General features: G+C 48.9%; 23 protein-coding genes. 21 read left to right on the forward strand and 2 right to left on the reverse strand.

Annotated features, from left to right (window positions below; all coding sequences use genetic code 11):
- Nucleotides 1-53 precede the first annotated feature (53 nt).
- Entirely contained in the window at nt 54-296 is a 243-nt protein-coding gene (locus SPIBUDDY_RS06620; RefSeq protein WP_013606974.1) for a DUF3276 family protein, read from the forward strand.
- A 49-nt stretch (nt 297-345) separates the two neighbouring features.
- Entirely contained in the window at nt 346-807 is a 462-nt protein-coding gene (locus SPIBUDDY_RS06625) for a GNAT family N-acetyltransferase (protein WP_013606975.1), read from the forward strand.
- Here the strand turns inward: SPIBUDDY_RS06625 and SPIBUDDY_RS06630 are convergent.
- Nucleotides 804-1,433, reverse strand: a complete 630-nt coding sequence (locus SPIBUDDY_RS06630; protein ID WP_013606976.1) for a ribonuclease HII — start codon at nt 1,431-1,433, stop codon at nt 804-806. The genes SPIBUDDY_RS06625 and SPIBUDDY_RS06630 overlap by 4 nt on opposite strands.
- 79 nt (nt 1,434-1,512) lie before the next feature.
- On the opposite strand from SPIBUDDY_RS06630, the gene SPIBUDDY_RS06635 reads away from it, so the two are divergent.
- The 12 genes from SPIBUDDY_RS06635 (at nt 1,513) to rnc (ending at nt 10,264) form a co-directional block, all read left to right on the forward strand.
- Nucleotides 1,513-4,362, forward strand: a complete 2,850-nt coding sequence (locus SPIBUDDY_RS06635) for a chromosome segregation SMC family protein (protein ID WP_013606977.1) — start codon at nt 1,513-1,515, stop codon at nt 4,360-4,362.
- Nucleotides 4,363-4,424: 62 nt separating this feature from the next.
- The gene (gene ffh / locus SPIBUDDY_RS06640) at nt 4,425-5,759 is read left to right on the forward strand and encodes a signal recognition particle protein (RefSeq protein ID WP_013606978.1); all 1,335 of its coding nucleotides are present in this window, start codon (nt 4,425-4,427) and stop codon (nt 5,757-5,759) included.
- Between the two features lie 37 nt (nt 5,760-5,796).
- Nucleotides 5,797-6,051, forward strand: coding sequence for a 30S ribosomal protein S16 (gene rpsP, locus SPIBUDDY_RS06645; protein WP_483475650.1), 255 nt, complete (start codon nt 5,797-5,799; stop codon nt 6,049-6,051).
- A 15-nt stretch (nt 6,052-6,066) separates the two neighbouring features.
- A complete protein-coding gene (locus tag SPIBUDDY_RS06650) occupies nt 6,067-6,300 on the forward strand; it encodes a KH domain-containing protein (protein ID WP_013606980.1) in 234 nt (77 codons plus the stop codon).
- 3 nt (nt 6,301-6,303) lie between these two features.
- A complete protein-coding gene (gene rimM, locus SPIBUDDY_RS06655; protein WP_013606981.1) occupies nt 6,304-6,810 on the forward strand; it encodes a ribosome maturation factor RimM in 507 nt (168 codons plus the stop codon).
- Nucleotides 6,807-7,559 carry a tRNA (guanosine(37)-N1)-methyltransferase TrmD gene (gene trmD, locus SPIBUDDY_RS06660; RefSeq protein ID WP_013606982.1) on the forward strand — a complete coding sequence of 251 codons (753 nt, stop codon included), beginning with the start codon at nt 6,807-6,809 and terminating at the stop codon, nt 7,557-7,559. The genes rimM and trmD overlap by 4 nt, the downstream gene beginning before the upstream one ends.
- Complete coding sequence (gene rplS / locus SPIBUDDY_RS06665) at nt 7,546-7,902, forward strand: 50S ribosomal protein L19 (RefSeq protein WP_013606983.1); 357 nt, start codon at nt 7,546-7,548, stop codon at nt 7,900-7,902. The genes trmD and rplS overlap by 14 nt, the downstream gene beginning before the upstream one ends.
- Before the next feature lie 105 nt (nt 7,903-8,007).
- A complete protein-coding gene (locus SPIBUDDY_RS06670) occupies nt 8,008-8,499 on the forward strand; it encodes a hypothetical protein (protein ID WP_013606984.1) in 492 nt (163 codons plus the stop codon).
- A complete protein-coding gene (coaD, locus tag SPIBUDDY_RS06675; protein WP_013606985.1) occupies nt 8,496-8,996 on the forward strand; it encodes a pantetheine-phosphate adenylyltransferase in 501 nt (166 codons plus the stop codon). The genes SPIBUDDY_RS06670 and coaD overlap by 4 nt, the downstream gene beginning before the upstream one ends.
- Nucleotides 8,997-9,056: 60 nt before the next feature.
- Complete coding sequence (gene rpmF / locus SPIBUDDY_RS06680; protein WP_013606986.1) at nt 9,057-9,242, forward strand: 50S ribosomal protein L32; 186 nt, start codon at nt 9,057-9,059, stop codon at nt 9,240-9,242.
- Nucleotides 9,243-9,263: 21 nt separating this feature from the next.
- Nucleotides 9,264-9,503, forward strand: coding sequence for an acyl carrier protein (gene acpP, locus SPIBUDDY_RS06685; protein WP_013606987.1), 240 nt, complete (start codon nt 9,264-9,266; stop codon nt 9,501-9,503).
- Between the two features lie 14 nt (nt 9,504-9,517).
- Nucleotides 9,518-10,264, forward strand: coding sequence for a ribonuclease III (gene rnc, locus SPIBUDDY_RS06690; protein ID WP_013606988.1), 747 nt, complete (start codon nt 9,518-9,520; stop codon nt 10,262-10,264).
- Here the strand turns inward: rnc and SPIBUDDY_RS06695 are convergent.
- On the reverse strand, nt 10,237-11,595 hold the full coding sequence (locus SPIBUDDY_RS06695) for a CCA tRNA nucleotidyltransferase (protein ID WP_013606989.1): 1,359 nt from the start codon (nt 11,593-11,595) through the stop codon (nt 10,237-10,239). The genes rnc and SPIBUDDY_RS06695 overlap by 28 nt on opposite strands.
- Nucleotides 11,596-11,717: 122 nt before the next feature.
- Between SPIBUDDY_RS06695 and ileS the strand changes: the two genes are divergently transcribed.
- The 7 genes from ileS to SPIBUDDY_RS06730 all read left to right on the forward strand — a co-directional run bounded on the left by ileS (nt 11,718) and on the right by SPIBUDDY_RS06730 (nt 21,268).
- Nucleotides 11,718-14,846 (forward strand): isoleucine--tRNA ligase, encoded by a 3,129-nt coding sequence (ileS, locus tag SPIBUDDY_RS06700; protein ID WP_013606990.1) that lies wholly within the window; start codon nt 11,718-11,720, stop codon nt 14,844-14,846.
- A gap of 4 nt (nt 14,847-14,850) precedes the next feature.
- The gene (locus tag SPIBUDDY_RS06705) at nt 14,851-15,735 is read left to right on the forward strand and encodes a hypothetical protein (RefSeq protein WP_013606991.1); all 885 of its coding nucleotides are present in this window, start codon (nt 14,851-14,853) and stop codon (nt 15,733-15,735) included.
- Between the two features lie 21 nt (nt 15,736-15,756).
- Nucleotides 15,757-15,936 carry an FmdB family zinc ribbon protein gene (locus SPIBUDDY_RS06710; protein ID WP_013606992.1) on the forward strand — a complete coding sequence of 60 codons (180 nt, stop codon included), beginning with the start codon at nt 15,757-15,759 and terminating at the stop codon, nt 15,934-15,936.
- A 5-nt stretch (nt 15,937-15,941) separates the two neighbouring features.
- Nucleotides 15,942-16,934, forward strand: coding sequence for a tryptophan--tRNA ligase (gene trpS / locus SPIBUDDY_RS06715; RefSeq protein ID WP_013606993.1), 993 nt, complete (start codon nt 15,942-15,944; stop codon nt 16,932-16,934).
- 185 nt (nt 16,935-17,119) lie between these two features.
- On the forward strand, nt 17,120-18,271 hold the full coding sequence (locus SPIBUDDY_RS06720; RefSeq protein ID WP_013606994.1) for an ABC transporter substrate-binding protein: 1,152 nt from the start codon (nt 17,120-17,122) through the stop codon (nt 18,269-18,271).
- A 66-nt stretch (nt 18,272-18,337) separates the two neighbouring features.
- On the forward strand, nt 18,338-20,140 hold the full coding sequence (locus tag SPIBUDDY_RS06725) for an ABC transporter permease (RefSeq protein ID WP_013606995.1): 1,803 nt from the start codon (nt 18,338-18,340) through the stop codon (nt 20,138-20,140).
- A 12-nt stretch (nt 20,141-20,152) separates the two neighbouring features.
- A complete protein-coding gene (locus SPIBUDDY_RS06730; RefSeq protein WP_013606996.1) occupies nt 20,153-21,268 on the forward strand; it encodes an ABC transporter ATP-binding protein in 1,116 nt (371 codons plus the stop codon).
- Nucleotides 21,269-21,270 lie beyond the last annotated feature (2 nt).

A 21,270-nucleotide genomic window follows, 5' to 3' on the forward strand; every position in this document is an offset into this window, starting at 1 on the left:
AAGCATAAACACTGTTACAAGTACCATATAGCGATACAAGCGAGGTTATTAGCGTGGGACAGCGTGGAGAAGTGTATTCAACGAGGCTTGTCAAGAATGACAGGACCTATTTCTTTAATGTGAAAGAGAACATTTATGGGGACATGTTCCTCAACCTAGTTGAGAGTAAAGGTACTCCCGATAGTGATAAGTTCATCAGACAATCAATTATTGTCTATCAGGAAGATTTGGGAGAATTCTTAAAGGAACTGCAGAAATCCTTGGATTTCCTTAAGCAGAACACCAAACAGAAGTAAACCAAGCAGGGCAGCCAAACGGCTGCCTTCCTATTTATTGGAGCCAACGATGATCGAAATCAGAGAGATGCAAATGCAAGATGTCCCTGCTGTCTGCGCCTTTGTGAAAACTGTCTTTGACGAGTACCTTTCCTCTACATATACCGATGAGGGAAATCGTACGTTTTATGCATATATTGAACCGCAAGCAATGCGCACTCGAATGCATGAAGGCGGTTTGGGCTTTGTCGCTGAAAGCAGTAAAGCAATAGTCTCCCACATAGAAATACGCAATAACTCACATATTTGTTTACTCTTTACCCATACACTCTATCAACGGCAAGGGTTGGCTCATGCTCTCGTGGATCTGGCCCTTACGCGTTGCAGTGAGCTTGATCCGCATATTGCTGCTGTCAGCGTCAATGCCGCAGTATCCGCTGTTTCAACCTACCAGCGGCTAGGGTTCAAGACCATTGATTCAGTTCAGCAAAGAAACGGTATTACCTTTGTGCCGATGATACGGCTGCTTTAAAAAAGTGTCGCCTGCACTGGTGATTCAGCATTTCTTTGTTCAATATGAAATGTTCGACGGTGGATGGGTGAAAGTCCGTACAGCAAACACGCTGATCGATGCTCCTCGGTAGGATACCCTTTATGTTTGGCAAAATTGTAAAAAGGCCATTTGGTGTGACAAAGCACCATGTAACGGTCTCGCTGGTTCTTTGCAAGAATGCTGGCAGCCATAATTTGGGGAATCAGGGCATCCCCACCGACAATAGCCTGGGTGATGCAATCGAGATTGGGCCGTTGATTACCGTCTACCAAAGCAACATCTACATGGATTTGTGAGCTGATTTTCTCATACGCACGCTTCATCGCCAACAGGGAAGCCTGCAGAATATTGATTCTGTCGATCTCCTGAGCTGTCGCCAGACCTACAGCCCAGTAGAGTGCCTTCTGCTTGATGACAATCTCAGCCTCAAGGCGTTGTTTCTCGCTCAATTTTTTGGAGTCGTTGAGGATTTCAGTAGGAAAGTCCGGCCCCAAAATGACTGCAGCTGCTACCACCGGACCGGCAAGCGGGCCCCTGCCTGCTTCATCCAAACCGCAAAGAACTTGGTTTTCGGCCTCGAATGAAAACAACAGAGATTCTTCCATCTTTTTCTCCTACTTTTACCGACGACCAACCTATGCTATAATCCCTCCATTACTGCGTCAAGCACAAAGAGGGTGAATTTTGTTTCTAAAAAGCCTGGAAATATATGGTTTCAAGTCCTTTGCCGACAAAGTGAATTTGGAATTTTCTGATGGAATTACCAGCCTTCTAGGCCCCAACGGATGTGGTAAAAGCAACATCGTGGATGCCATCAAGTGGGTTCTTGGTGAACAATCCACAAAAACCCTCCGGGCCGGTCGCATGGAAGATGTAATCTTCAACGGTACCGATACCCGTAAACCTTTGCAAGTAGCCGAAGTAACGCTGGTCATCTCCAATGAAGAGCGCCACCTCGGCATCGAGGAAGCTGAAGTTGAGATTAAGCGGCGCATTTTCCGCAATGGTGATAGTGAGTATTACCTGAATCGCAACCGGGTGCTGCTGAAGAATATCCGCGAACTCTTCTATGATACCGGGGTAGGTAAGAGTGCCTATTCCATTCTCGAACAAGGAAAGATCGACCAGATACTTTCTTCCAAACCTGAAGACCGACGCTATATATTCGAGGAAGCGGCAGGTATTTCGCGGTTCAAGGTCCAAAGTCTGGAAGCAGAACGTAAACTTGCCAAAACAGATGAGAATATTCTGCAGGTGGAGACCATCCTCAAAGAGGTGAAACGTACCTACGAGACCAAAAAGAACCAAGCAGCCAAGGCAATTTCGTACCGCGAGCTCAAGAAAGAACAGTTTTCCCTCGAAGTGGATGTCCAGCTGTCCACCCTTAAGTCATACCTCTTGCTACGTGAGAACAAGATTGAACTGAAAGAGCGCCATGAACGTGAGTATGAAGCACAAAAAGGTTCCTTGACCAACTGCGACCAAGAAATTGAGCAGATGCAGGATCATCTTCGGACTCTTGGTTCTGAACGCATTACCATGCAGACAGAATTACAGCGCCTCGATGAGGCGATTAAGGGTAAGGCCGATAAACTGGACTTGCTTACCCAGCGGTTTCGGGACTTCTTGGTGCAGAAAGACCAGGCATCTTCAAGAAGTCAGGTCATTTTAGAGCATATCGAGCGTGATACTGCAGAAATTGATGAAAAATTGGACGAGGTTGCAGACATCGATGCTTCCGTTATTCAGCTTGAAGAGGAAATGTCACGCAACCAGAAGGCGTTGGATGCAACCCGTTCAATGCTGCTAAGCCACAATGGCGAAATTGCGAATCTCGAAGCACAAAACCTCAGTTATGATGAGAATCTGGAAGAGCTCTCACTGCGCATCAAGGAATTGACCGATATCATTGTGATCCAGCTTGAAGAGAAGTTGAAACAAAGTGGATACAACCTGCAGAACAAAGAATCTGCACGGGCGGATCTGGTCGGCGGCATTGAACATGTCAAGAAAAGCCTCGAGGAACAGATGCAGTTCCTCAAGCAGTTGTCCCACACTACCTTGTCCTCGGAGGATTTGGTTGAACGGCAGATTCAGTTTTATCAGAGCTTGTCAATTGCCCTGTCGCGCATACAAACGCTGTTCCAGACCTATGAATCGATGCAGCCATCCTTTCTCGACGAGCTTATCTCCCCTGAGGGGACCATCTCCGAGAAACATCGACTCGATGACCGCATGCTTGAAATTCGCAAGCAGGTGCAGATCAACCGGGAACGTATTGCCTATCTGCGAGATGAGAACACCAGGCTTGCAGGGGAGATGGAGCGCTACCAACTGAATATCAGCGACCAGAAGGTTGCCATGAATCAGTTGCTTGCACAAAAGAGTGCTGCCAAAGAGTGGGTGGCCAAGCTGCAGCGTTCTGTCACCGAGCAGGAGTACCAGTACAAGGATGCCCTTAAGTTGGCTGAGACAGCTCAGGAGCGAATCTATGAGACCCAGGAGGATATCCGCAGCGTTGAGGGTGAAGTCAAAGAGAGCAAGAGCCGTATCGCCGCACTGAATGCCGACCTGAAGGACTTGATACTCGTCATCGAAGAGCAAAGCAACCAAATCCGCAGTAAGCAGAACCAGAAAAACGAACGCTATGAGGAATTGCAGAACCTGAGGTCGGAAAAAGAGAAACTTGAACTGCAGATCGACCAGCTTGCAAGCAATATTTCTTTTCTCTATACCAACTTTTTTGATAATTACGGCAAGAGCCTGAAGGAATTTGAAGGCCGTATGAGTGAAGAGACGCTCGACATTCCTGTTCTCAAGGCACGACTTGAGGAAGTGAGAAGAAATATTGAGGGAATGGGGTATATCAACCAAATGGCTGAGGAAGAGTTTGGTGAGGTCAAGGAACAATATGACTTCCTAACGAAGCAACTGGATGATTTGAACAGGGCGAAAGCCGATTTGGATGCAGTGGTAATTCAGATCAAGAGCCGCAGCGAAGAGCTCTTTTTGGCATCCTACAAGCAAATCAGTCAGAACTTCCAGGAAATGTTCCGCCGTCTTTTCGGTGGAGGTCGGGCTGAACTGACACTTGTCGACCCTGAACATGTCTTGGAAAGCGGCATCGATATTCTTGCCCAGCCTCCGGGGAAGAAATTGACTCACCTGGCATTGCTCAGTGGAGGAGAGCGGTCGATGACCGCCGTAGCCCTGCTGTTTGCAACCTATTTGGTCAAACCTTCTCCCTTCTGTATTTTGGATGAAATCGATGCTGCCCTCGACGATCGCAACATCGGGTATTTCCTCTCGGTATTGGATGAATTTGCCCGCAGGAGCCAATTCATCATTATCACCCACAACAAGCATACCGTCATGGGAAGCCGGACACTGCTTGGGGTGACGCAGATGGAGGCCGGGGTATCGACGATGGTCAGCTATCGTATTGGAAACTTTGAAGGCGAACAGGTCATCCTCAATGAGGAACAGCAGGCTGTAGTCTTCGATGATGAAGGTCAGACGCTTGCCACTTCTTGACAGAAAAGAGTTCTGTACGGTATAAGATGTAACTTGAGCGAAATTTATAGTAGAGTAAGGTAATGTTTGATTCAATAAGTGATAAGTTCTCCGGCATCATGCGAACGCTGGCCGGCAAGTCCAAAATAACCGAGAAGAATATCCAGGATGCCGTTGAAGAAATCAAGGTGGCACTCCTGGATGCTGACGTAAACCTTCGGGTCGTCAGACGCTTCATCAATGGAACCATGGAAGAAGCTCTTGGGGAGAAAGTCCTCAAGGCCGTCGACCCCGGTCAGCAGTTCGTGAAGATTGTCTACGACCGCATGGTTGCGTTGCTCGGAGATGAGGAAAATCAGAAGCTCTTACTCAAAGGTCCCGATACCACCTCAGTCATATTGATGATGGGTTTGCAGGGTTCTGGTAAGACAACGACCAGTGCGAAGCTTGCCGCCCGGCTCAAGCGCGAGGGTAGGCGACCCATGTTGGTTGCCGCCGACCTTGTCAGACCCGCGGCCATTTTGCAGCTGCAGGTTCTGGGTGAGTCGGTTGGTGTCCCGGTTTTCAGCATCCAAGGGGAGAAAGACCCTTCCAAGGTTGCAAAGGCAGCACTCGCACAGGCTAAGAAAGACCAGCGCGATATCCTCATAGTCGATACCAGCGGGCGTATGCACCTCGACCAAACTCTTATGGATGAGATCCAACGGGTTCGCGATGCGATCAAGCCCGACGAGACACTTTTTGTTGCCGATTCGATGACCGGACAGAATGCTGTAGCCATCGCGCAAGAGTTTGAGCAGAAAGTTGGCATTTCGGGTGTCGTGCTTTCCAAGTTCGATAGTGATACCCGCGGTGGTGCCGCACTCTCATTGCGCTCGGTTGTGGGCAAGCCCATCAAGTTCATCGGTGTCGGTGAGAAGATGGATGACCTTGAGCCGTTCTATCCGGAGCGTATTGCGAGCCGCATCCTTGGCATGGGTGATATTGTCAGTTTGGTTGAGAAGGCTCAAAGCGCCATCGATGAGAAGGATGCTTTGAGAATGCAGGAGAAGATGGCGAAGAACACCTTTGACCTGCAGGATTATCTTGACCAGTTGAACAATATGGATAAAATGGGCTCGATGGAACAGCTTTTGGAGATGATTCCGGGAGCCAAAGGCCAGATCAGCGAGGACGACATTGATAAGGCGGAAATTCGCAGGGAGAAAGCAATTATTCTTTCGATGACCTATGCGGAACGTACAAATTACCATATAATGGGTCCGACCAGACGTAAGCGGGTGGCAGGTGGTAGCGGTACAACCGTTTCCGATGTAAACCGTTTGCTGAAAAAGTTTGAGAAAATGCGACTTACGATGAAGAAGTTGGCAAAAAATAAAAAATACCAGGCTGCAATGCTGAAACAGATGGGTATGTAGAGTTGAATTCGTAGGAGGAATTGACGTGAGCACAAGCATGAGACTGAAAAGATTTGGCAGCAAGAAGAGACCTGACTACCGTATCGTGGTGATGGACTCAAGGGCAAACACCCAGAGCAGAACCCTCGATGAGGTTGGTCAGTACCACCCCTTGGCCGAGAAGGACAAGCAGGTTGTATTGCAGGTCGAGAAGATTAAGGATTGGCTTTCAAAGGGTGCACAGCCCAGCGATACCGTAAAGAGCCTGCTCAACAGAAATGGTGTAACCGTAACCAGAACTGTCCAGGAATAATTCCAGGAGATAGTTGTGGAAAAAGATCTTGTTGAATACATTGTGAAATCACTGGTTGATGTCCCTGACGAAGTCAGCATCAATGTGGTCGAGGGCGAAAAGTCCACGATCCTTGAGCTGAAGGTCGCCAGCGAGGATGTCGGCAAAGTGATCGGCAAGCAAGGACGCATAGCAAAGGCTATCAGGACTATCCTGAGTGCCTCAGCCACCAAGGGTGGTAAGCGTGCCGTGCTCGAAATTTTGGACTGACGTATGGAAAAGTTGCTCTGGACTGCTACCGTAAAGAGCCCGTTTGGGATTGCAGGTGAAGTGAAAATTCATCCGCATAATGAGGATTGCTCGTACCTTGGCAAACTCAAGGAAGTTATTCTCTGTGCAAAGGATGGTACAGAGCAGCTGCTTACCATTCAAAGTTTCAGGATGATGGGTTCTCAGCCTATAATGAAGTTTGTTGGATTTGATGATCCGGAAACTGCAAGGGCTTTGAATGGACAGCACCTGATGGTTGAGCGCAGTAAGGCAGCCCCTTTGAAAAAGGGCCAATTCTATGTTAATGACCTCATCGGTTGCTCCATGATGCACGATGGCAAGTTTATTGCAGAAGTAGTCAGCAGCATTGATGGCGCCCAGGCGGTATTGCTGGAAGTGCGGACGGCGGAAGATCAGCTCTATATGGTACCCTACTTGAAGGAGTATATTGGAGAGGTCGATCTGGAAAACCGAACGATTGAGTTGAAGACTCCTTGGATCCTCGCGTGAAGATTCAGATTGTCACCCTTTTTCCCGAAATGGTAGAGGGGTTTTTCAAGAATTCAATCATGAGGCGGGCTGTACAAAGCGGATGTGTGGAGTACGAAATCATTGACTTCCGCCGCTTTGCAACCGACAGGCATCAGAGTTGTGACGATGTTCCCTATGGTGGTGGGGCTGGTATGGTGATCAAGACTGATCCGCTATGCAAAGCACTCTCTTCCATCAAGGCAGAGTCCAAACGCGTTGTGTATGCTTCGCCCTCTGGCAAACGCTTCACCCAACACTATGCCGAGAACTTGAGCAAGGAAGCTGAACTGGTCTTTATCTGCGGTCATTATGAAGGTATTGACCAACGGGTGATTGACCTATATGTTGATGACGAGATTAGTATTGGGGATTATGTTATCAGCAGTGGGGAAGTCTCTACCTTGGTGATTGTCGATGCTGTCTACCGTCTGCTTGACGGTGTGATATCCAGCGACTCACTTTCGGAAGAGAGTTTTCATGACAATTTGCTAGAATATCCCCAGTATACAAGGCCTGAGACCTATTGCTCAAAAGGTGTCCCTGATGTATTATTGAGCGGACATCATGCCAAAATTGGCCAATGGCGACTGCAGAAACGGTTGGAGAAGACTTTGTCACATCGGCCGGATTTGTTGGAGACGGCATCCTTGGATGCGAACTCCAGAAAGATTTTGAATGCATTGAAAGAACATAGTGCGAAGGGGACCGTAGACGATGGACGTAATTAAGGCTATAGAGTCAGAACAGATGAAGGAAAATGCAGAGAATTTCTGCGTTGGCGATACCGTTAAAGTGTTCTTCAAGATTATTGAAGGTACCAATGAGCGTGTCCAGGTATTTGAAGGCCTGGTAATTGCCAAGAACCATGGTGGAATTCGGAGAACATTTGTTGTCCGCAAAATTTCATACGGCGTGGGTGTGGAAAGAATTTTCCCCTTGCACTCTCCCCGTATCGAGAAGATTGAAGTCATCCGCAAAGGCCGTGTCAGAAGAGCTAAGCTCTACTATATCCGTGGCAAGGTCGGCAAGAAGGCAAAGGTCAAGGAACTTATCCGCAGGAAGAACGCCTAAACGTCGTTCGACAAGCGTATTCAGGAGGACGGCAACTAGCCGTCCTTTTCTGTTGTATTGCCCTCCTTGCCAAAACAAGGTAGGCTAGACTATGCGAGGTAGAGGATGGAAATAGAGAAACCAGTCAACGAGCAAGGGCAGCTGAAGCGGGACAAAAGCCGTAAGGACAAGCGCAACCGATCCAAGAAGCAGTCCAAGGCTAAACTTGCACAGAAAGAGATAGCCACCAAACCCAAGAATACCTTGTTGCCTGAACAAGGAAAGAAAGTTTTTCACAGCAATCTTCCCCAACTTCCGGTCAAACGAGTATCGGAGCCGCTTGAGAACTGCAAGATTTGCGGTGAAGTCATTGATGTCATTGCGAGTGCTTTGACCCACCCGGAAGGCGGGTTCTGTCATTTTGATTGTGTCCTGAATCAAATCGCCTCTGAACAACCGCTTGCTGAGAATCAAAAGGTGAGTTACATCGGCAGAGGTACTTTTGCGGTGGTGGAGACGAAAGAGGATGGAACGTTTACCTTTCTCAGGCGTGTTGTCTGGGAGAATGCCGAGACGTTCGAACAAATGAAAAAATTCGTGGAGGCGGTCAAGCAATGAGTGTGCTCAGCAGAACTGCAATACTTCCAGGCTCGTTCGATCCACCGACCAACGGCCATATCGATATTATTGAACGTAGTGCACGACTGTATGAGAAACTTTATGTCGTCGTAGCAGAAAATGTACAGAAGCAGTGTCTATTCACTGCAGAAGAACGTATGGATATGCTGCGCCAAATTCTCTGTGACCATAAGAACATCGAGGTGGTGAGTTATCGCGGACTGGTAGTCGACTTCGCACGTGACCATCAGGTTGGGGTAATGATCAGAGGTGTCCGCGCATTGGTTGATTTCGGATATGAATTCGAACTGGCCATGACCAATAAGCAACTCAATCCGAATCTGGAAGTGCTGTTCATGCCGACCAGTCCGAAATATTTTCAGCTTAGATCAAGTGCCATCAAGGAAATGGCTGCGTATGGGGCCGATATTAGCCCGATGGTTCCCCCTCTTGTTGTACAAATGATGAGAAATCGAATCAAGTTGTTGACGCTTTAGGGGTTTTCCGTTATTCTTCCATACGTGTCAAAATTTTGCATAGTGTAAGAGGATATAAACATGGCAACACCCAAATATAAGACTTCAAAGGCAAGTGCCGCTTCCAGAAAGGCTGCCAACATGCGTCTTGCTGCTCCCACGCTTTCCCAGTGTGGTACCTGTGGAAATATGGTTCTGCCTCACCGCGTGTGCCCTAAGTGCGGATTCTATCGTGGAGTGCAGGTCATCGAGCTGCAGGACAAATAAGTAATACTCAGGAGAAGCGAGATGGATAGCAAGGAAGTTTTTGAAAAAGTAAAGTCTTTGATTGCAGAGAAGCTGGAGATCGACGATAACAAGATCACCATAGATGCCTCATTCCGCAAGGACCTTGGAGCAGATAGCCTGGATACCTACGAATTGGTCTATGCCATTGAAGAGGAACTCGGAATCTCCATCCCTGATGAGAAGGCCAATGAGTTCGAAACGGTTAGGGACGCAGTAGATTTCCTTGCAACCCAACTCTAAGGCATACTAGTTCAATGGAGAGCACACTCTTCATGAGAGCTCCCGCCATCTCATCAGATAGAGAGCGGGAGCTTCTTGTATTTATCAAAGACAGCAAAATTACCATCTCAAACCTTGAGCTGTTGAACCTTGCCTTCACCCATCGATCCTTTGCCAATGAGACATCCGATTCGGTTGACAACAACGAACGGCTTGAATTCCTTGGGGACAGCGTTCTGGGAATGTGTGTCGCTGATTGGCTTTTTAGGAATTTTCCGGCTAAAGCAGAAGGTGATTTCTCAAAAATTAAAAGTGTGGTGGTCAGTGAAGACAGTCTTGCAATGATTGCAAGACAACTTTCTGTAGACAAGTATCTGCTTCTCGGAAAGGGTGAGGAATTCACCGGTGGCAGGGATAAGAAAGCACTGCTTGCCGACTGCATGGAAGCATTATTCGCAGCTTGTTATCTGGACAGTGGTTTTGAAGCCGCCAAGTCGTTTGTGATGCTTTATCTCGAACAGCAAATCCAGGCAGTTTTGGACGATGATTATCATCGCGACTACAAGACCAGCCTGCAGGAGTACATGCAAAAGCGTTGGCGCAAGGTACCTTCCTATACATTGGTTAGGAAAACGGGACCCGAGCATGACTTTACATTTTTTGTTGAAGTCGATGTCAATGGCCAAGTATTCGGCCCGGCTAGTGGGGCCAATAAGAAACAAGCAGAACAGATGGCCGCCAAACTTGCGTATGATCAGCTGGTGAAACCCAATAAGGATTGATACGAGCTTGCTAGTTTGAGTAACGTATCACGCGTATTTTGCCTAGGGTCATCGAGTACCGTCTCCAAAAGATAGGTGAGGGTTGTCCCGATTCTCTGACCCTTTGGAATTCCCACGGACATCAAGTCATTCCCATTCACCGCCAAGTCCTTGATGGACAGGGCATCATGAGACTGCAGTATAGCTTCGATGCGAAGTTTCAACTCATCAAGCAAGAGCGTGTTCGCTTTGCCGTGAATGGCGATTTGATCGGCAATTCTGACTTGAAAAAGTAAGGGAATGAATGCTAGCCCCACACGGGTTATGAAACGGCGAACCGCACTATCGCTCCAATTGCTCTGATAGTCGAACATATGGTGGCGAACCAGATGGGAGACTGCATGAATCTGCTCATTGCTTGCCTTCAGGCGCTTGAGAATAGTCTGGGTAATGTTCTCCCCGACCAATTCGTGTTTTGCAAAGGTGTTTCTTGATTCCGATGCAACAACCACTTCACTCTTTCCGATATCATGCAACAAGCATGCAAGCCGTACCTCCAAGGACGATGCAACCAACACCGAAGCCTGACAGGCCGAGATACAGTGCGAAAGCACATCCTCGTGGTGCATTCCCCCCTGATAGAGCCCGTCAGCTTGCTTGAACTCAGGAATGATGAGAGTAAGGATTCCTTGGGTTCTGAGGTAGGTAAGGCCGGTGGCGGGATGATTGGAGAGGACCAGCTTGAACAGTTCATCGCGAATGCGTTCAGCACTTACCTTGGACAGGTTTTTTTTCATCTCTTGCATGGCCGATACGGTCTGATCATCAATGGAGAAATTCAGTTTGGCCGCAATTCTTGCTGCTCTGAGTATTCTCAGTGCATCCTCTTCAAACCGTTGTATGGGATTCCCTATTGCTCGGATGGTCTTGTTCTTCAAATCCTCTTTCCCGCCATGGAAATCCAATATATGTCCGTTTGTACAATCTGCTGCAAATGCATTGATGGTAAAGTCGCGTCGCTTGAGATCTTCCTCGAGGTTGGGGATGAAGGAGACGGAACTCGGGTGCCTTCCATCCAAATACTCGGCTTCGCTTCGGAAGGTTGTCACCTCGAAGCTTTGCTTCTCAAAATGCACCGTAACCGTCCCATGTTCGATACCGGTGGGAATGACGGTCTTGAAAAGATGCATCACCTGGTCGGGTAGGGCGTCGGTGGTGAAATCATAATCCTCGATTTTCAACCCCAACAGATGGTCACGGACGGCCCCTCCTACAATATAGAGGGAGAATCCACCATCGATGAAGTGTTTTGCAAACCTGCGTATACCAGGCGAAATCGGGAATACATTCATACTCAGACAGTAGCGTGCATACTAAAGAACGTCAACGGGAAAAACCACTCACAAAGGTTGTCATTTCTAGCAGATATGAATAGAATGGCACTCATGCGATTGCATATATGCAAGGAGTGAGTATGTTTCGTCCAGTAACAACCAAAGTGGATTTCCCTCTGATGGAAGAGAACGTTTTGTCATTCTGGCAGGCAGAGGATATTTTTAAGAAATCGATCGAATCGAGGTCCCCAGAAAACGAATATGTGTTCTACGACGGGCCTCCGTTTGCTACAGGCCTTCCCCATTTCGGACACCTGGTTCCCGGAACTATCAAGGACGCAATTCCCCGGTATCACACCATGAAAGGCCAGCGCGTTCGTCGTGGATTCGGCTGGGATTGTCACGGCCTTCCTGTTGAATATGAGATGGAGAAGTCCCTGGGTATCAGTGGACATTCAGCCATTGTGAAATACGGTGTTGCCAAGTTCAACGAGCAGTGTCGTTCAATTGTTCTGCGCTATACCAAAGAGTGGCAGAATACCATCAACCGCATGGGTCGCTGGGTCGACTGGGATCATGGATACCGAACGATGGATACCAATTACATGGAATCGATCTGGTGGGTATTCAAGACACTCTTCGATAAGGGATATATCTATGAAGGGTATAACATTCTTCCTTACAGCCCGGCTCTCGCGAGTCCACTTTCAAATTTTGAGGTGAATCTCGGCGGCTACCAGGATGTGGTTGACCAGGCTGTTACGGTTCGTTTTGCCGTCGACGGCCAAAAGAATACCTTCTTTTTGGCATGGACTACCACTCCTTGGACGCTTCCTTCCAACCTTGCTCTGGCTTTTGGGCCTGAAGTCGACTATGTGAAGGTGCATGACAAGAGTGACGACAACTACTATATCCTTGGTAAGGCCCGTCTGGAGCATTATTACAAGGACCCTGCTTCGTATGAGATTGTAGATGAGCAGAAAGGCTCCTTCTATAAAGGCATGCGGTACGAACCGCTGTTCCCCTATTTTGCCAATCTGAAGGATCAGGGAGCCTTTGTCTGTGTCAACGGTGATTACGTAACAACCGAAGACGGCTGCGGTATTGTTCATACCGCTCCCGGTTTTGGTGAGGATGACTATCAGGTGCTCAAAGGCAGCGGAATTCCTGTAGTCTGCCCTGTCGATCTTGAGTGTCGCTTCACCAGTGAAGTGCCCGACTTTGAGGGTCGTTTTGTCAAAGACACGGATAAGGATATCATCGCCTACCTCAAGGAACACAACCTTTTGGTCAAGCGTGAGAACTATCTGCACTCCTATCCATTCTGCTACCGCACCAAGAAACCGCTCATTTACCGGGCTATGAGTTGTTGGTTTGTCGACATCAACAAAATCAAAGAATATATGCTCAGCTCCAACGACCAGATCACCTGGATGCCCGAACACCTCAAGTACGGTCGTTTCGGCAAGTGGCTGGAAGGGGCTCGCGACTGGGCTATCAGCCGCAATCGTTTCTGGGGTAACCCGATTCCTGTATGGAAATGCGATGGCAGTGATTATATCGAAGTTATCGGCAGCCGTGCAGAGCTCGAGGCAAAGTGCGGCAAGCAGGTTGACGACTTGCACAAGCATTTTGTCGATGACTTGACTTGGCCCAGCCCGGATGGGAAGGGTACCATGCGGCGCATCGGCGATGTGCTTGACTGTTGGTTTGAGTCGGGTTCCATGCCCTACGCCCAACAGCATTACCCGTTTGAGAATAAGGAATATTTCGAACAGCATTTCCCTGCAGACTTCATCTGCGAAGGGCTTGACCAGACCCGTGGTTGGTTCTACACCCTCACCGTCATCGCCGCCGGTCTCTGGGAGAAGCCTGCCTTCACCCACTGTATTACCAACGGCATTGTCCTGACTGCCGAAGGCAAGAAGATGAGCAAGAGCGAGCGGAATTACACCGACCCGATGGAGATTGTCAAGCTCTATGGGGCTGATTCACTCCGCTTCGCTCTGATGAACAGCGCAGTAGTCCGGGCCGAGGATTTGAAGTTCAGCGAGGAATCGGTCAAGGAAGTGCTCAAGACTCTGATCATCCCCTTGTGGAATGCCTACTCGTTCTTCGTGACCTATGCGAACATCGATGGCTATGAGGCCTCAGAGACGGCTTTCGATGATCTGACCAATCCCATGGACCGGTGGATAACCAGTGCCTTGCAGCGATTTGTCCAGGAAGTGACTGCAGCCTTCGATGCCTATGACATCCAGAAAGCATGTTCACTCTTTGTTCCGTTCATCGATGAACTGAACAACTGGTACATCCGACGCAGCCGCAGGCGGTTCTGGAGAGGGGAGAATGATACGGACAAGAAACAGGCTTACGATACCCTGTACAAGGTACTGATGACCTTCATCAAGACTGTTGCCCCGATTATTCCGTTCACCACCGAAGAAATTTTCCAGAATCTGCGTACCGACGATATGCCTCAGAGCATCCATCTCTGTATGTATCCCGACTATGCAGGCGAGGAGCGTGACCTTACGTTGGAAAGCCAGATGTCCTTGACCCAAAAGGCTATTGCCATGGGAAGAGCTCTGCGTGCATCCAACAACCTGAAGACCCGCCAGCCGCTTAAGACATTGTTTTTGGTGGACCGGGAAGAGTCCGAGCGGGAGATTTTGAGGTCAATGCAGGACATCATCGCCGAAGAGCTGAACGTCAAGGAAGTGCATCTGAGTGCCGATGAGTCAGAATTGGTCGATTACAGTGCAAAGGCGAATTTCAAGGTACTGGGAAGCAAGCTCGGCAAGGATATGAAGGAAGTTGCCTCTCTCATTGCCGTCTTTGACGGAAAGGTGATTGCCTCCATGCTTGACGGTAGGACACACACTGTCTCGTACAGCAACGGAGAGATCGCCGTTTCCAAGGACGAAATTATCGTACAACGCACCGAGATGGAGGGTGTAAAAGTCCTCAACGATGGAAACTTGACGGTTGGCTTCGATACCAAGGTGACCGAGGAATTGCTTGAGGAAGGAATTGCCCGTGATATCGTGCGTTCCATTCAGAACCTGCGCAAGGAAAGCGGTTTCGAGGTTTCCGATAGGATTCGACTGACATGGGACGGTGATGAAATGGTCCAGCGAGTCTTTGAGCACTATGGGCAGACGATAGCCAAAGAGACATTGTCCAACTCGATGAGCTTTGCTACACTAGAGACTGAGGCAATTGATTGTGGAGATCATTTGGTAAGGTTGTCAGTAGAAAAGGATTAAGTGCATGGTCAGATTCTTCAAGGTTGCTTCTTCTCTTTTCCTGGTAGTCATTGTTCTCTCCTCCTGCGTTTCAACCGCAGAGAAGGGGAGACCCTACTATGACTTCCAAGCAATGGGAGAAGAGGGCATCATCGTAGTGACTGTCGATGCGCAGAAAGAGCAGGACTTGGTAGCTGGTGCTTTTTCCGGCCTCGAGGAGTTTGCTCGCCGTTCCCGAAGAATCTCTCTTTCCCTGAAGCCCGTCTCCGATGCTTATCCCTTGGAAACCGGCAATCTATCGGCCTTTGGCGTGGTGGATGGTGACTACCCTAAGTTTTTGATCAATACCGGCATGATGTACGCCAAAGAGTTTGAACGCAAAAGCAATGCCGATGGACTTACGTGGTTTGCCCAAAAAGAGGGAACCTTGTCGTTGTACACACCCAAGAACGACAAGTTCCTGTTCACCAATACCTCGTATGAGGAAAGTTACGCTGCTTTTGAGGCAAAGAACCGGCTGATCGACGACCAGACTGCGATGCAGATGGCACACGCTTCCATCGCCGTCTACTCACTGCATCCTGAAACTTTTTTTGATTTGGGATTGGGCTTGCCTGAGACGGTGATCAAGCAGGCGAAGGTGATGTTGCTGCTTGTTAATCAGAACGAAGCAGGAGCATACACCTTGGATGCTTTTATCACCATGGATACCACCAAGCTTGCGTCCACCCTTTCCCAGATGGTTCGATCGGGGTATATAGCCCGATTGAAGCGGGAGAAGATTCCCTATAAGATTGCAGACCTGATGCAGATGTTTTTGATTGAGGATGATCGAGTAACGATCAAACATATGGAATTGGGCGAAGAGCAAATGCAGGCTCTCAGACAAAGTCTGACCGGCATGCTGTAAGCCATAGAGGAGATACATACGATGCCATCCTATGAGTATGAGTGCCAGCTTTGCAAGGCACGAGTTGAACTGGTCCAATCCTTGGACAAGCACGAGGCTCCAGCCGTTTGTCCTTCCTGCAACATTGAGCACACCATGATGCGGGTCAACATTCCCTCTTCGGCCATTCCTGTACAGGAAGTAGATGAAGAGAAGGAGTGAGACAGGTGGAACAGAACAAGAAACGAATCCTGACCGGCGACCGTACCACCGGACGCTTGCATCTTGGGCACTATGTAGGCTCGCTGAAAAGCAGGGTAGAACTGCAGGACAGTTACGATACGTTCATTCTGCTCGCAGATGTCCAGGCGTTGACGACTCACTTTGAACATCCCGAGCTGATCAACAGCAGCATCTACGATGTGACCATGGATAACCTTGCAGTCGGGTTGGACCCTGCTAAGGTTACGTTTGTGCAACAGAGCCAGATTACCTCGATTGCAGAGTTGACGGTTTTCTATTCCATGATTGTGACTGTAAACCAACTCAGGCACAATCCGACGATCAAGACTGAAGCGAAAAACTATGGCTATGCCGACCTCACCTATGGGTTCCTTGGCTATCCGGTCAGTCAGACAGCTGATATAACGTTCTGCAATGCAAACCTTGTTCCCGTCGGCGAGGACCAGGTTCCCCATATTGAATTGGCTCGAAAAATCGTACGCAAGTTCAACGACCTGTATGGTACCTCGATTGTGGAACCCGAGGCCAAACTCAGCGCAGTCGGAAGATTGTCCGGCCTCGACGGCAATGCAAAAATGGGAAAGAGCCTGGGTAACGCCATTTATCTTTCCGATACTCCTGAGACAGTTTGGGACCGTGTACGTAATGCGGTTACCGATCCCGCCCGCATTACCATCAAGATTCCCGGCCACCCGGAAATCTGCAATGTGTACAAGTACCATTGTGTGTTCAATCCTGATGAGAAGGATGATATTGCCGACCGGTGCCGTAACGCACAAATCGGATGTGTCGCCTGTAAGAAACGCCTCAATGAAGTACTGAATTCCCTGCTCGATCCCATTCGTGAGCGAAGGGCCTATTACGAGGGCCACCGCGAGCAAGTCAGGGAACTGATTATTGAAGGAACGCGTAGGGCGAACCAGGTGGGCAACGACAACTTGCATGCGATCAAGGAAAAGATGCACGTGCTTATTTAGTACTGAATCAAATGTAATTTTATAGCCATCAGAGAGGAAAAGCTTCCTTTTTGGTGGCTGTTTTGTATTTCAGGTAAAACTGGTGGTAAAAAACACAAGAACCTTGCATATCAAGCTTGTTGAGGCAATGCTATAGTAGTTGTTGGTGGGAGAGATAGGTGTGCTCCTGCCAAAAGGAGAAAACTATGAAAAAACTGCTTGCATTAGTTCTCATTGCAGCCCTCTTACCGCTCGGCTTGTTTGCCACCGGTGCGAAGGAAGCTCCCGTTGCAGAGCCGGCTCCTGTTGTTCAGGAACTCAGCCACGATGAGCTGGTCGCCCGTGCCAAGGAAGAAGGAAAGGTAGTCGTCTATGCTACCACCAGTCGTATCGCAAAAGCTGCCGATGGATTTACCAAGCTCTATGGCATCCAGGTTGAAAGTTCCAACCTCAAGGACTTCGAGCTGATTGAGAAAGTTGCCAAGGAAGCCCAGGCTGGAGTCAGCGGAGCCGACTTTGTGCTTGCCCAGGATGCTGGAAGACTCGTCGGAGAGCTTATCGAGCCCGGATACCTGTACAACTATGTACCCCCGACATTCAAGGATGTGATTCCCAAGAACATGCAGAATCCCTTGCAGGCTTTTGCTATCAACAAGGTGTTCATCTACAACGATGAAGGCCTTACCGAGAGCCCTTACTACAATATCTGGCAGTTTGCCGACCCGAAGTACAAGAGTCTGCTTCAGTTCAAGAATCCGTTCCAAGAGGGTGTCAATGCAAACTTCTTGACCATGATCACCAATGAGTATTGGTCCAAGAAAATTGCAGATGCTTATAAGTCATACTATGGAAAGGATATAACCCTTACCACTGCAAATGCTGGTTTTGAATGGATCAAAGCCATCTATGAGAACGACCTGATCGTCGGTACCAGTGACACCACCATTGCCGAGAACATCGGAATCAAAGGTCAGAATGCAAAGCGCGAAAATCCTCCGGTAGGATTGTTTGTATTCAGCAAGGCCCGGTATGCAACCAGTAAGAACCTTGCACTCAAGCCGGTAATGGAAATGGAGCCGTTCTCCGGTTTCTACTACAGCCTGTATGCTCTGATGGCCAAAAGTGCAAAGAATCCCCATGCTGCAAAGCTGTTCATCGAGTACCTGTTCACTGAGGAAGGGTTCTCTCCTTGGGGTTCAGACTGTGGAACCTACAGTGCCAATCCCAACAACCCGATTCAGGAAGACATCGATTTCCCCTTCGAAGTATGGATGCCACTCTTGGTTGAAGAGGAAGGTGCTTACTGCTTCGACAATCGTGCAGAAGTCGAAGAATTCCTCAATCAGTATATCTATTAATCGTTCACCCAGATCGGAATGTAGCCTGCAGGTTTTCCTGCAGGCTGTTTGAAAAGGAATACACGCATGAGTGCCAAAAGCAAACTCAATCAGATCAAGGCTTTTTTCAGGAAGCCGCACAATATCATCCTGGTGGTTATGCTGGTTGTATTGGGGTACCTTACCCTCGTACCGCTTTTGACCATCATCCTCGATACCGTTACGGTCCACTCAAGCGAAGCCAGGTTTGTGAAGAAACCTGTGGGATCGCTTACGCTGTATCACTGGACGAAGATGTTTGCCAGCGGTATTACCAGTCAGAAGACCTTCTATGAACCGTTTGTCAACACCATGGTGGTCGCCTTTCTTTCCTGTGTTCTTGCCATTATAATCGGTGGTTTTTTTGCCTGGACGGTAACCAGGACAAATATCAGGGCGAAAGCATTCATCTCCACCGTTTTTGTTTTTCCCTACATCATGCCCGCCTGGACGTTGGCCATGGCTTGGCTCAATTTCTTTCGCAACTCACGAATCGGGGGAGCCCCCGGTCTTTTCACCGTATTCACCGGTTTGGAAACTCCCAACTGGTTTGCCTACGGCCTATTTCCCATTGTCATCGTGCAAGGACTGCACTATGCACCCTTTGCCTACATCCTCATCGGGGGAATTCTGAGGAACATGGATGCCAACCTTGAGGAAGCAGCCATGCTGCTGCATGCCAATCGATGGCAGATCATGCAGAAGGTGACCCTGCCTATCGTACGACCGGCATTGTTGTCTACGTTCCTTTTGGTCTTTTCCTCTACCATGAGCGCCTTCGCCGTCCCTGCATTCTTGGGCAGCCCGGTGCGCTACCAAGTATTGACAACCCAGATGTACCGCACCCTCAATGGCATGAATCCCGGCTACGGATACATCATGGCATTGGTGATGATTGTCATCGGTGTAGGAATCCTGATGCTCAATCAGAAAATTACCGGCAGACGCAAGAGCTACACTACCATCACCGGCAAGAGCTCGAACATCAGCCTCTTCAACTTGAGAAAAGCTCGTACTCCACTTACCGTCATTCTGGTAACAATTCTGATGATGATCGCCATTCTGCCGCTTTTCTCTTTTGCCATTGAATCCTTCATCATGGCTCCGGGTGACTACTCCTTCTCCAACTTCACCACCGAGTTCTGGATTGGGAAGGGCAGGGCGGACATTGCCAACAGCGAGCCGGGCATTCTTCGGAATCCATCCATCTGGCTGGGCCTGACCAACAGTCTGAAGCTTTCAATCATCATCAGCCTGATTGCGGGAACGGTAGGCATGCTTTGCGGCTATGCCATAGCCAAGAGAAGGGGATCTAAACTTTCCACATGGGTCAACAACCTTACATTCTTCCCCTACCTCATGCCTTCCATGGCCTTCGGTGCCATTTTCCTTTCAATGTTTGCGGTTCGAAGGGGCATTATTCCCGCCATGTACGGCTCGTTCTGGCTCTTGGTCATAGTAGGTGCGGTTAAGTACCTTCCTTTCGCTTCACGCAGCGGCATCAACGCGATGCTGCAGCTCAGCGGTGAGATTGAGGAAGCAGGAACGATCATGGGAGTCGGCTGGTTCAAGCGAATGACAAAAATCATATTCCCCATCCAGAAAACCACGTTCATCAGCGGCTATCTCTTGCCATTCATCAGCTGCATGCGCGAGCTTTCATTGTTCATCCTGCTTGTATCGCCATCGACCAGGATTCTCACCACCTTGCTGTTCCAGTACAACGAAAAAGGTTGGAATCAGTACGCCAACGCCATCAACCTGATGATCGTCGTCATTGTGGTTGGATTCAACCTGCTGATCAACAAACTGACCGGTGCCTCGATCGACAAGGGAATCGGCAACAACTAAGAGGAGTAACTCATGCCTAGGATAGAATTGAAGCATATCACCAAGAAATTTGGAAAGTTCGTTGCCGTTGATGATTTGAACATGGTCATCGAGGATCGCTCGTTTGTCACCTTACTCGGCCCATCAGGGTGTGGAAAAACCACAACCTTGAGGATGATCGCCGGCCTTGAAACCCCTTCGGAGGGAATCATCACCATCAACGACAAGGTTGTCTTTTCCAGCGAAGACGGTATCGACGTTCCCCCGGACAAGCGCGATGTTGGCTTTTTGTTCCAGAACTATGCCCTATGGCCGCATATGACTGTGTATAAGAACATTGCATTCGGCCTTGAGAATCTTAAATGGTCCAAGGATGCCATTAAAACCAGGGTTGAGGAATTGCTCGCAATGCTTAAGATCAGCGAGTTTGCCGCACGGTATCCTGCAGAACTCAGTGGAGGCCAGCAACAGCGGGTAGCCATTGCAAGAACGTTGGCTACCGGGCCGAAGGTTCTGTTCATGGACGAGCCTCTTTCCAACCTCGATGCAAAGCTTCGTATGGAAATGCGCTCGGAGCTGAAGCGGCTGCATCGGGAAACCGACTCAACGTTTGTCTATGTAACCCACGACCAGCTTGAGGCTATGACGCTTTCGAGCATGGTCTGTCTGATGAAGAACGGCTATATGCAGCAATATGCACCGCCGCTTGAAGTGTATCGCAAACCTGCCAATACCTTCACCGCCGACTTTGTCGGTTCTCCGAACATCAATCTTGTCGATGGTGTGGTCGAGCAGTGCAATCCGTTCATCCTCAAACTTAGCGAGCATGTACGGTTTGTGTATACGCCCAAGCAAGAGTTCACCCTTAAAGCAGGGCAGGCCATCGTACTGGGGCTCAGACCCGAGCATATCGCGGTTGCCGAGGCTAAAGCGGATGCTGAAGCAGAAATTCTGAGTTCGCTTCCTTCAGGCATGGAGACCATCATCGCACTTTCCATGGATGGGATTCGTCTCCATTCGGTAGTGTTCGGCGATATAGATTTTGAGGTTGGAAAAAGTGTGGGACTTTCCTTCGGCCATGGGGTTTTCAACCTCTTTGACAAACAAAGCGGCAACAATCTTGGTCAGGGAACACTTACAAGGGCCTAGGA

It is taken from the genome of Sphaerochaeta globosa str. Buddy (genome assembly GCF_000190435.1).
GTDB lineage: Bacteria > Spirochaetota > Spirochaetia > Sphaerochaetales > Sphaerochaetaceae > Sphaerochaeta > Sphaerochaeta globosa.